The sequence below is a fragment of the Variovorax beijingensis genome (genome assembly GCF_007828835.1).
GTDB lineage: Bacteria > Pseudomonadota > Gammaproteobacteria > Burkholderiales > Burkholderiaceae_C > Variovorax > Variovorax beijingensis_A.
Map to the genome: position 1 here is coordinate 61,524 of NZ_VIVL01000016.1, position 11,542 is coordinate 73,065.

General features: G+C 67.3%; 9 protein-coding genes. 6 read left to right on the forward strand and 3 right to left on the reverse strand.

Going from position 1 to position 11,542, the window contains the following annotated elements; genetic code table 11:
• The first annotated feature begins 89 nt into the window (after nucleotides 1-89).
• Nucleotides 90-1,583 carry a circularly permuted type 2 ATP-grasp protein gene (locus FB547_RS30090; protein WP_145747287.1) on the forward strand — a complete coding sequence of 498 codons (1,494 nt, stop codon included), beginning with the start codon at nucleotides 90-92 and terminating at the stop codon, nucleotides 1,581-1,583.
• An 11-nt stretch (nucleotides 1,584-1,594) separates the two neighbouring features.
• The gene (locus FB547_RS30095) at nucleotides 1,595-2,551 is read left to right on the forward strand and encodes an alpha-E domain-containing protein (protein ID WP_012748499.1); all 957 of its coding nucleotides are present in this window, start codon (nucleotides 1,595-1,597) and stop codon (nucleotides 2,549-2,551) included.
• A 24-nt stretch (nucleotides 2,552-2,575) separates the two neighbouring features.
• Here FB547_RS30095 and FB547_RS30100 read toward each other — a convergent pair whose 3' ends face one another.
• A complete protein-coding gene (locus tag FB547_RS30100) occupies nucleotides 2,576-4,414 on the reverse strand; it encodes a sulfatase-like hydrolase/transferase (protein ID WP_145747288.1) in 1,839 nt (612 codons plus the stop codon).
• Between the two features lie 37 nt (nucleotides 4,415-4,451).
• On the opposite strand from FB547_RS30100, the gene FB547_RS30105 reads away from it, so the two are divergent.
• Nucleotides 4,452-4,913 carry an SH3 domain-containing protein gene (locus FB547_RS30105; RefSeq protein WP_145747289.1) on the forward strand — a complete coding sequence of 154 codons (462 nt, stop codon included), beginning with the start codon at nucleotides 4,452-4,454 and terminating at the stop codon, nucleotides 4,911-4,913.
• Nucleotides 4,914-4,928: 15 nt separating this feature from the next.
• On the opposite strand, the gene glpK is transcribed toward FB547_RS30105, so the two are convergent.
• Nucleotides 4,929-6,422: a glycerol kinase GlpK gene (glpK, locus tag FB547_RS30110; protein WP_145747290.1), complete on the reverse strand. Its 1,494-nt coding sequence runs from the start codon at nucleotides 6,420-6,422 to the stop codon at nucleotides 4,929-4,931.
• Between the two features lie 350 nt (nucleotides 6,423-6,772).
• The gene (locus FB547_RS30115) at nucleotides 6,773-7,540 is read right to left on the reverse strand and encodes a DeoR/GlpR family DNA-binding transcription regulator (protein ID WP_018907393.1); all 768 of its coding nucleotides are present in this window, start codon (nucleotides 7,538-7,540) and stop codon (nucleotides 6,773-6,775) included.
• A 121-nt stretch (nucleotides 7,541-7,661) separates the two neighbouring features.
• Here FB547_RS30115 and glpD point away from each other — a divergent pair, with 121 nt between their 5' ends.
• The 3 genes from glpD to FB547_RS30130 are packed head-to-tail and all read left to right on the forward strand — an operon-like array spanning nucleotide 7,662 to nucleotide 11,480.
• Nucleotides 7,662-9,335, forward strand: a complete 1,674-nt coding sequence (glpD, locus tag FB547_RS30120) for a glycerol-3-phosphate dehydrogenase (RefSeq protein ID WP_145747291.1) — start codon at nucleotides 7,662-7,664, stop codon at nucleotides 9,333-9,335.
• Nucleotides 9,335-10,408 carry an ABC transporter ATP-binding protein gene (locus tag FB547_RS30125; RefSeq protein WP_145747292.1) on the forward strand — a complete coding sequence of 358 codons (1,074 nt, stop codon included), beginning with the start codon at nucleotides 9,335-9,337 and terminating at the stop codon, nucleotides 10,406-10,408. Before glpD ends, FB547_RS30125 begins: the two co-directional genes overlap by 1 nt.
• 1 nt (nucleotide 10,409) lies before the next feature.
• Nucleotides 10,410-11,480, forward strand: coding sequence for an ABC transporter ATP-binding protein (locus tag FB547_RS30130; RefSeq protein ID WP_062366553.1), 1,071 nt, complete (start codon nucleotides 10,410-10,412; stop codon nucleotides 11,478-11,480).
• Nucleotides 11,481-11,542: the final 62 nt, after the last annotated feature.

The window sequence follows — 11,542 nt, forward strand, 5'->3', positions numbered from 1 at the left end:
GCGGGCGGCGGCGCGGTGTTTCGCCTCAACATAGGGCTTTCACTGGCCTCGAACTTGCTAAGCTATGGCTCAAGGAGATTGGTCGTTCCATGCACAAATTCGACGAGATGTATGAGCAGTTGCCCTATGCGGGGGCTGCAATCCGGCAGCACTACAAGCGCTACGACCAATGGCTCGCGAAGCAACCCGGCGAGGTGATGCGATCGCGGCGCGAAGAGGCGGAAATGATCTTCCGCCGGGTCGGCATCACCTTTGCGGTGTACGGCGCCAAGGACGAGGACGGTTCCGGCACCGAGCGGCTCATCCCGTTCGACCTGCTGCCGCGGATCATTCCAGCCCACGAGTGGGAGAGCATGGAAAAGGGGCTGGTGCAGCGCGTGACGGCGCTCAACCGCTTCCTGCATGACGTCTACCACGACCAGGAAATCATCAAGGCCGGCATCATCCCGGCCGAGCAGATCCTGAACAACGCGCAGTTCCGCCCCGAGATGATGGGCGTCAACGTGCCGCACAACGTGTACTCCAACATCTCGGGCATCGACATCGTGCGCGCCCCCGATGCCCAGGGCAACGGCGAGTACTACGTGCTCGAAGACAACCTGCGCGTGCCCAGCGGTGTGAGCTACATGCTCGAGAACCGCAAGATGATGATGCGGCTCTTCCCCGAGCTGTTCAACCAGAACCGCATCGCGCCGGTGGCGCACTACCCCGACCTGCTGCTCGAAACCCTGCGTGCCAGCGCGCCGCCCGCCACGGCCGAGCCCACGGTGGTGGTGCTCACGCCCGGCATGTACAACAGCGCCTACTTCGAGCACGCCTTCCTTGCCCAGCAGATGGGCGTGGAACTGGTCGAAGGGCAGGACCTGTTCGTCAAGGACAACTTCGTCTACATGCGCACCACGCGCGGGCCGCGGCGCGTCGACGTGATCTACCGCCGCGTCGACGACGACTTCCTCGACCCCGAGGTGTTCCGTCCCACCTCCACGCTCGGCTGCGCGGGCCTGATGCGCGCCTACCGCGAAGGCAACGTCGTCATCTGCAATGCCGTGGGCACCGGCGTGGCCGACGACAAGTCGATCTACCCCTATGTGCCCAAGATGGTCGAGTTCTACCTCGGCGAAAAGCCGATCCTCAAGAACGTGCCCACCTACATGTGCCGCAACAAGGACGAGCTGCAGTACACGCTCGACAACATGAAGGACCTGGTCGTCAAGGAGGTGCACGGCGCCGGCGGCTACGGCATGCTGATCGGCCCGGCCGCCACGCAGGCCGAGATCGAGGACTTCAAGAAGGCCGTGATCGCCAAGCCCGACGGCTACATCGCCCAGCCCACGCTGAGCCTGTCGACCTCGCCGACCTTTGTCGATGCCGGCATCGCGCCGCGCCACATCGACCTGCGCCCCTTCGTGCTTTCGGGCAGCGAGGTGCAGATGGTGCCCGGCGGCCTCACGCGCGTGGCGCTCAAGGAAGGTTCGCTGGTGGTCAATTCGTCGCAGGGCGGCGGCACCAAGGACACCTGGATCCTCGAAGCCGACCGCACGCCCAGGCCCAAGGCGGCCACGCAGTCGCAAAGCCAATCGTAGGAGCACAAACGATGCTGTCACGCACCGCCGACCATCTCTACTGGATGTCCCGCTACACCGAGCGCGCGGAAAACACCGCCCGCATGCTCGACGTCAACTACCAGACCTCGCTCTTGCCCCAATCGGCCGAAGTGGCCAAGTACGGCTGGCAGGGCGTGCTGTCCATCAGCGAGCTGCTGCCTTCGTACAACAAGAAGTACGAGCAGATCACGCCGCACGACGTGATGGAGTTCATGGTCAAGGACGAGAGCAATCCGTCTTCGATCCTTTCCTGCCTCAAGGCCGCACGCGAAAACGCGCGGGCGGTTCGCGGCGCGCTCACCACCGAGGCCTGGGAAACCCAGAACACCACCTGGCTCGAAGTCAACCGCATGCTGCGCGCCGGCGACTTCGAGCGCGACCCGGCCCAGTTCTTCGAATGGGTCAAGTTCCGCTCGCACCTGTCGCGCGGCGTCACGCTCGGCACCATGCTGCAGGACGAGGCGTTCTACTTCTCGCGCCTGGGCACCTTTCTGGAGCGCGCCGACAACACGGCGCGGCTGGTGGACGTGAAGTTCCACGCGCTCAACAGCGAGTTCTTCGGCACCGCCACGGAAGAAGACCAAGAGTACGACTTCTACCACTGGAGCGCCATTTTGCGCAGCGTCTCGGCCTTCGAGGTGTACCGCAAGGTGTACCGCGACGTGATCAAGCCCGAGCGCGTGGCCGAGCTGCTCATTCTTCGCGCCGACATGCCGCGCTCGCTGCATGCGAGCCTGGTGGAGGTGGTGAACAACCTCGCCAAGGTGCAGAACGAGCAGAGCGCAGAAACCCAGCGCCGCGCCGGCAAGCTGCTGGCCGACCTGCAGTACGCACGCGTCGACGAAATTCTCGCGACCGGGCTGCATGCCTACCTCACGCAGTTCCTCGACCGGGTGAACGAACTCGGCGGGCGGATCAGCCAGGATTTCCTGGTTCCGGCGCACTGACCAGGCCACCCCGGCGGGCCGTCGTCAGCGCGAGAACGACTCGACGGCCACCGGGATCTTCGGCGGCTGCCAGCGGTATGCGGCGTCCAGCACGTTGCGCTCCGGCATTTGGCCGCTCCAGCGGAGCTTGAGCAGGTCCATCAGCGTCCAGGCCGTCCAGTCGGCGCGAAAGGGCTGCTGCTGCGCGGTGCCGTCCGGCAGCGCCTGCCGGTTGCGCCAGATCACCGCCGGAATGCGGTAGCCCGACGCGGTCGAAGGACTGTGGCCCGCACGGTCGCTGCCATGCCCCACTTCCTGGCCGTGGTCCGACAGGTACATCCACGCACGGTAGTCATTCGGCTGGCCCGTGCTGCGCGTCTGCTGCAGGAGCTCGGACACCACGAAATCGTGATACAGCAACGCGGCGTCATATTCCTGGCGGAAGCGGCGCACCCAGGCCGACCGGCCGTTCTTCACCAGGCCGGTTTCGACCGCGTCCACGTCATCGTCGAACGGATTGGCATTCTCGGGAAAGCGCAGGCTGTAGTGCGGATGCGCGCCCATGAGATGCACCACGATCAGCTTGCGGTCGGTGCCTGCATCCTGCAGCGCTTCCTGCACGCAGTCGAGGATCTCGCCGTCCAGCGAGGCGCTGGCGCGGCCGGGCGTGCGGTTCACCATGTCCACCACGTCTGCGAAGCGTGCATGCTGCTGTTCGATGGCCAGGTCGTCGTGGTTGCTGATCCACCAGACCTTGTAGCCCGCGGCGCGTGCCAGCGCCAGCAGGTGCGGTGGGTTCTCGCTCTCGGGCAGGCCGAAGTGGAACATGTTGCGCAGCGCGGGCAGGGTGCTCGCGTCCGCCGACCACGCGTGGCGCAGCACGGCCATCTGGCTGCCGGCCTGCGCCTTGTGCGCCAGCAGGCGCGGCGTGGTGGGGCGGCCGTAGCCGTAGAGCGCCATGTTGTCGCGGTTGATGCTGTCGGTGATGACCAGCACCACCGTCGACGAGCCGACTTCCAGCGGCACGGGCGCGATCGCCTTGGCGTGCACCATCATGCGGTCGCGCACCTGCTGCTGGTCGGCCCATGCGGCGCGCAGCGTGTGTACCGAATGCGACCACTGGGTCCAGAAGACCGCAGGGTGAAGCCGGCGCCATGGCTTGCTCGCGTAGGCCAGGCACGCGAGCAGCAGCACGGCAAACACCAGCGATTTCAGCCAGAAAGGCAGATGCATGCGCAAGCCGGGGGGCGCTGAAACCGAAGCCACCGCACCGCGGCGCACGAACACAGCCGCCAGCATGCCGGCGGCCAGTACTGCCATCGACCAGACAACGGCGGATCGCCAATGCATCCTGAGGTATTCGGTGCCTTCGCGCGCATTGGTGTTGGCCACGGCGCCCAGCACCATGGCCCCATCGGGGGCCGCTTGGTAGGTGTCGAGCAGGTAGGCACGCATCACGCCGTCGAGTGCAAAGCCCATGACCCAGAGCCAGACGCATCCTGCGCGCACGCGCCGCAGCCGCGCGCTGCGCAGCGGCCACGCGAGCCAGAGCACCATCGGCGCGGCGAGCACCGCGAGCTGGGCGATGCGTCGGCCGTCATGGCCCAGCGCGATGAGGGCCAGCAGCGTGGCGCCGGCCGCGCCGCAGGCGAGCAGGGGGCGTGGGTGCGAAGCGTTCCGGACAGCGGACGCTTCGGAGTGGAGGGTGGTCAATCGTGCAAAGCGGGAGGTCGGAAGGGCGGGCGCATTTTGCCCCGCGACTTGTGCCGTGAGTGCCAGTGTCCGGGCTGTCTCGGGGTCTTTGGCGCGGCACTGCGGGATATCCCCCGCGGAACTTATTGCGCCTCGCAGGCCCAGACGGGCTCGCCCGGCATCGCCGGACATTCTTCTTGAAGCTCGATAGAAAAGGAACCCACGCTCCATGTCCAGATCCAGCCGACTGCCCGCGCTGCTCCTCGCATTCGTTCTCTCGTGGATGGCATTGCCGTTCGCATTCGCCGCCGAGCGGCAGATGGTCAGTTCCGCGGCCAAGACCCTGAACATGCGCACCGGGCCCGGCCAGCGCTACGAAGCGCACTGGACCGTGGGCAAGGGCTACCCGTTCCGCGTCATCGGCAGGAAGGGCGACTGGCTGCGGGTCAGCGACTTCGAAAACGACAAGGCATGGGTCTACCGCCCGATGACCAGCAGGACGCCGCACCACGTGGTGAAGGCGAAGGTGGCCGTGCTGCGCAGATCACCGAGCACGCGCAGCCCGGCGGTGAAGCGGGCGGTCTATGGCGACGTGCTGCGCACGCTCGAGCGCCGGGGCGACTGGGTCAAGGTCCGGCACGAAGGCGGCGGCACCGGCTGGGTGGCGCGGCGCCTGGTGTGGGGCTGGTAGGCTGGGCAGCGGGCCTCAGGTCGCCGTGGCCTGCCGCACCGCGCGCTCCCAGCGCGCCATCGATTCCTCGGCCTGCGCGCGGCCCATGGTCGGCATGAAGCGCCGCTCCACCTTCCACAGCTTCGACAGCTGTCGCGCGTCGCTGTAGACGCCGGTCGACAGGCCCGCAAGGTAGGCGGCGCCGAGCGCGGTAGTCTCGATGACTTCGGGCCGCACCACGGGAATGCCCAGCAGGTCGGCCTGGAACTGCATCAACAGGTCGTTCACGCTGGCGCCGCCGTCCACGCGCAGTTCGGCGACGGGCGTGCCGCCGGCCGCGACCGCATCGCGGCTCATGGCCTGCAGCAGCGCGGCGCTCTGGTAGGCGATGCTTTCCAGCGCCGCGCGCGCGATGTGCGCCACCGTGGTCCCGCGCGTGAGGCCGGTGATGGTGCCGCGCGCATCGGCGTCCCAGTAGGGCGCGCCGAGGCCGGTGAAGGCCGGCACCATCATCACGCCGCCCGCGTCGGGCACGCTTTCGGCGAGCGACTGCACTTCGGCGCTGCCCTTGATGGCCTTCAGGCCGTCGCGCAGCCACTGCACCACGGCGCCGCCGACGAAGACGCTGCCTTCCATTGCGTACTGCGGCGTGGCGTCGGTCTGCGCGGCGCTGGTCACGAGCAGGCCGTTGTGCGAGGGCTGGAATTCGCTGCCCGTGTGCATCAGCAGGAAGCAGCCGGTGCCGTAGGTGTTCTTGGCCATGCCCGCTGCAAAGCAGGCCTGGCCGAAGAGGGCGCTCTGCTGGTCGCCGGCCACGCCGCCGATGGGCAGCGCGCGGCCGAGCAGGGCGGCATCGGTGTCGGCAAAGTGCGAGCTCGACGGCTGCACCCGGGGCATGAGCGCGGCGGGAATGTCGAGGGCCTTGAGCAGGTCGGCATCCCATTCGTTGCGGTGCACGTTGAAGAGCATGGTGCGCGAGGCGTTGCTCACGTCGGTGACGTGCACCTTGCCGCCGGTGAGCTGCCACATGAGCCAGCTGTCGACGGTGCCGAAAGCGAGCTCTCCGCGCTCGGCCTGCGCGCGCGCGCCGGGCACGTTGTCGAGCAGCCAGCGCAGCTTGGTGCCGGAGAAATACGCATCGATGACCAGCCCGGTCTTCTCCTGGATGGTGCCGGCCATGCCTTCGTCGCGCAGCTGCGCGCACAGCGGTTCGGCGCGCCGGTCCTGCCAGACGATGGCGTGATGCACGGGCTGGCCGGTCTTGCGGTTCCACAGCACGGTGGTCTCGCGCTGGTTGGTGATGCCGATGGCATGGATGTCCGTGGGCTGGAGCTTGGCCTTGGCGAGCACGTCGCGCGCGGTGGCAAGCTGGCTCTGCCAGATCTCCATCGGGTCGTGCTCGACCCAGCCGGGGCGCGGATAGATTTGCGTGAGTTCCTTCTGCGCGATGGCGACGATGCGGCCTTCGCGGTCGAACACGATGCTGCGGGAACTGGAGGTGCCCTGGTCGAGGGCGAGCAGGTAGGTCATGGCTTGAAGGGTCCTCGGGGTCGGGTCATGTCATTTGTTCCTGGCGCTGTTGTTCGGGGCGCGTGCACGGATCACCGGGTACTCCCCTCCGCGAATGTCCCCCGGCCTGCGGCCTCCTCCTTTATTTCGCTGCGGGGAGCACCCGATGCTCTGTGCACCAGGGCACGCTGCCGGTGTACCGCCGACCAACGACCGCTCTGTCCAACGCTCCCGTCGATGGGGTGCCTTGCGCAGCGAAATAAAGGGGGAGGCCGCAGGCCGGAGGACATTCGCGGAGCAAGGTACCCCGTCGGCGGGAGCGTGCCCTGAACGAAGCAACTCAAACACAACAGAGAAGCAAGTTTTCATCTTCAATCGCGCGCAATCTCGAGCCGAACCTGCGCCGCATGCAGCAGATCCGCAAAAGGCGCAGGCGGCTCCGCATCCGTGAACAGCCGGTCGATCTGCGACAGCGTACCCAGCTGGATCATCGCGGGCCGGTTGAACTTGCTCGCGTCCGCCGCGAGCCACACCTCGCGCCCCTGCGCGATGATGGTCTGCGCCACCTTCACCTCGCGCAGGTCGAAGTCGCGCAGCGATCCGTCGGGCTCGATGCTCGACACGCCGATCAGCGCGATGTCCACCTTGAACTGGCGGATGAAATCGATGGTCGCCTCGCCCACGATCGCGCGGTCGCGCGGGCGCACCGAGCCGCCCGCCACGATCACCTCGCACGACGTGTTGCCGCTCAGGATGGTCGCCACGTTCAGGTTGTTGGTGATCACGCGCAGGCCCGTGTGGCGCAGCAGCGCCTTGGCGATGGCTTCGGTGGTGGTGCCGATGTTGAGGATCAGCGAACAGTCGTTGGGCACCAGCTCGGCCACGCGCCGCGCGATGCGCGCCTTGCCCTCTGCATGCAGCGTTTCGCGCTGCTGGTAGCCGATGTTCTCGGTGGTGGAGCTCGGCACGCGCACGCCGCCGTGAAAGCGCGTGAGCAATCCCTGGTCGGCCAGCCGCTGCACGTCGCGCCGCACCGTCTGCAGCGTGACGCCCAGCATGTCGGCCAGTTGCTCGACGGTGACCGAGCCGCGCGTGCGCACGGTATCGAGAAGATTGATCTGGCGCGGATTGGAGTTCACAGAGACGTCGTGGAAAGCAGGAAGACTCTCCAGAGAGTACAGGCCGTGCCACTTTAAAACGAACGAAAACGAATCCTACTAAGGGAAAACTCGGAGGAAAATCGCGCCAAAAGGAATCCAAATGAAAAGACGCGAAAATACAATGGCGCCCTTCCGTGACCGAAGTCATGAACCAACGGGCCCATCTTCTGTGAGCGATTTCTCCTCCAATCCGCCTTCGCCGGCAACCGATTGCGACGTGCTGATCGTCGGCGGCGGCATCAACGGCTGCGGCATTGCGCGCGACCTGGCCGGCCGGGGCTGGCGCGTGGTGCTGTGCGAGAAGGACGATCTCGCCTCGCACACCTCGTCGTCATCCACCAAGCTGATCCACGGCGGCCTGCGCTACCTGGAGTACTACGAGTTTTCGCTCGTGCGCAAGGCGCTGCAGGAGCGCGAAGTGCTGCTCAAGAGCGCGCCGCACATCATGTGGCCGCTGCGCTTCGTGATGCCGCACGACCCTTCGATGCGGCCGGCCTGGATGATCCGCATCGGCCTGTTCATGTACGACCACCTTGCCAGGCGCGAAGTGCTGCCGGGCTCGCGCAGCATCGACCTGCGCAGCCATGCCGCCGGCGCGCCGCTCAAGCCGCAGTTCAAGCGCGGCTTCGTCTATTCCGACGGCTGGGTCGACGACGCGCGGCTCGTGGTGCTCAACGCCATCGACGCCAGGGCGCGCGGCGCCGAGGTGCTCACGCGCACCCGCTGCGTGCATGCGCAGCGCGATGCCGATGGCTGGACCGCCACGCTCGAAGCCGCCGACGGCGGCATCCGCGTGGTGCGCGCGCGCGCCGTGGTCAATGCCGCGGGGCCGTGGGCGGAATCGTTCCTGCGCGGCGTGGCGCAGTCGGCCAAGGGCGAGCCGCTGGCCACGCGGCACCTGCGGCTGGTCAAGGGCAGCCACATCGTGGTGCCGCGCCTGTTCGAGCACGACCATGCCTACATCTTCCAGAACCCCGACAAGCGGATCATCTTCGCGATTCCCTACCAGGATGAGTTCACGCTGATCGGCACCACCGACATCGAGCTGAACGGCGACGATCCCGGCGCGGCGCGCATCGCCGAGGAAGAAATCGCCTACCTCTGCATGCAGGCGAGCCGCTATTTCGAGAAGCCGGTCAAGCCGGCCGACGTGGTCTGGACCTACTCGGGTGTGCGCCCGCTGCTCGACGACGCGTCGGGCGACCCCTCGGCCGTCACGCGCGACTACATGCTCGAGTCGAACACCACGGCGGCGCCGCTGCTGTCGGTGTGGGGCGGCAAGATCACCACCTTCCGCAAGCTGGCCGAGGACGCGGCCGACGAGGTCGGCAAGATGCTCGGACAGTCGAGCGCGCAGCGCCCGCCCTGGACCGATGGCGCCTTCCTGGCCGGCGGCGATCTTTCCGCATGGATCGGCGCCGCCACGCGGCCCGACGACGATTTCGAACGCTTCGTGGCCGCGGTGCAGGCGCGCCATGCATGGCTGGACGCGCGGCTCGCGCGCCGGCTGGCACGTGCCTACGGCGCACGCGTGGCCGAGCTGCTCGGCGATGCGCAGTCCATGGCCGACATGGGCGCGGCCGTGGCGCCGGGGCTCCACGAGCGCGAGCTGCGCTTCCTGCAAGAGAACGAATGGGCCGTGAGCGCCGACGACGTGCTCTGGCGCCGGTCGAAGCTCGGCCTGCGCTACACGGCCGAAGAGCGCCGGCAGGTGGCCGCCTGGCTGCAGGCGCACACCACCAACAACAGCTACATGATCAACGGGGAGCGCTGATGCAATTGACTCTGGAGCGCGTCACCAAGAAGGTCGGCGCGCAAACCTGGCTTTACGAGCAGAGCATCGCGCCCAAGAGCGGCGCGGTCACCGTGCTGCTGGGCGCCACCCAGGCCGGCAAGACCAGCCTGATGCGCCTGATGGCAGGGCTCGACACGCCCGGCACGGGCAAGGTGCTGGTCGATGGCAAGGACGTGACCGGCATGCCGGTGCGCGAGCGCAACGTCGCCATGGTGTACCAGCAGTTCATCAACTATCCGTCGCTCACGGTGGCCGACAACATCGCTTCGCCGCTCAGGCTGCGCGGCGAAGCGAACATCGATGCCCGCGTGAAGGCGCTGGCCGACAAGCTGCACATCGGCATGTTCCTCGACCGCCTGCCGGCCGAGCTGTCGGGCGGGCAGCAGCAGCGCGTGGCGCTGGCGCGCGCGCTGGCCAAGAACGCACCACTGATGCTGCTCGACGAGCCGCTGGTGAATCTCGACTACAAGCTGCGCGAAGGGCTGCGCGAAGAGCTCACGCAGCTCTTTGCCACCGGCGATTCGACGGTGATCTACGCCACCACCGAACCCGGCGAGGCGCTGCTGCTGGGCGGCTACACGGCCGTGATGGACGAGGGCGAGCTGCTGCAGTACGGCCCGACCGCCGAAGTGTTCCATGCGCCGCAATCGCTGCGCGTGGCGCGCGCCTTCAGCGATCCGCCGATGAACCTGCTGGCCGGCACCGCAACGGCCGGCCGCGTGCAGCTCGCGGGCGGCCCGTCGCTCGCGCTGGCGGTGCCTGAAAGCGTTTCGGGCGCGGTCACTGTCGGCCTGCGCGCGAGTGCATTGAACGTGGACGCGGGGGAGGGCGACATCGCCTTGCCCGGCAAGGTGGAACTGGCCGAGATCTCGGGCTCCGACACCTTCGTGCACGTCGAGACGGCGGTCGGCGAACTGGTGGCGCAGCTCACCGGCGTGCACCGCTTCGAGCTGGGCACGCCGATCACGCTGTACTTCAGCGCCTCGCAAGCCTATGTGTTCGATGCCGGCGAAAAGCTGGCGCTCGCGCCGGCATGGCGCAAAGGAAGCTGACATGGCACGCATCGATCTCGACCTGGCCCACGCCTACCGTCCCAACCCGAAGCAGGACAGCGACTATGCGCTGTTGCCGCTCAAGATGAGCTTCCGCGATGGCGGCGCCTATGCCTTGCTCGGGCCCTCGGGCTGCGGCAAGACGACCATGCTCAACATCATCTCGGGCCTGCTGGTGCCGTCGCAGGGCACGGTGACCTTCGATGGCCGCGACATGACGCGCGCCACGCCGCAGGAGCGCAACATCGCGCAGGTGTTCCAGTTTCCGGTGATCTACGACACCATGACGGTGGCCGAGAACCTCGCGTTTCCGCTGCGCAACCGCAAGGTGCCCGAAGACCAGATCAGGAAGCGCGTGGGCGAGATTGCCGAGATGCTCGATATGAGCGGCCAGCTGAACCAGCGCGCCTCGGGCCTAGCGGCCGACGCCAAGCAGAAGATCTCGCTCGGCCGCGGCCTGGTGCGCAGCGACGTCTCGGCCGTGCTGTTCGACGAGCCGCTGACGGTGATCGATCCGCACCTGAAGTGGCAGCTGCGCCGCAAGCTCAAGCAGATCCACCGTGAGCTCAAGCTCACGCTGATCTACGTCACGCACGACCAGGTCGAGGCGCTCACCTTCGCCGAAGAGGTGGTGGTCATGACGCGCGGCAAGGCCGTGCAGGTGGGCAGTGCCGAGGCCCTGTTCGAACGGCCGGCGCATACCTTCGTCGGCCACTTCATCGGCTCGCCGGGCATGAATTTTCTTTCGGCGAAGAGTGCGAACGGCGCGCTCGAGGTGGCGGGTACGCCGCTCGTGCCGACACGCGAACTGCCGCAGGGCGCGCTCAAGATCGGCATCCGGCCCGAGTACCTGCGCCTGTCGAATGCGGGCGCGGCCGGCGCCGTGCCCGCAGTGGTGAAGCAGGTGCAGGACGTCGGCACGCACGCCATGCTGAGCGCCGAGGTCGATGGTGGCGTGGTCAAGGTGCGGCTGCACTCGGACGACCAGCCGCCGGCAGTGGGAGACACCGTGTGGCTGCGGGTGCTCGACACCCACACCTGCTACTACAAGGACGAGGAGCTGGTGGCATGAACCCCCCGATCACAGGCAGCGTGGTGCCTTTGTCTTTCTCCCTCCCCTCCCGGGGGAGGGCC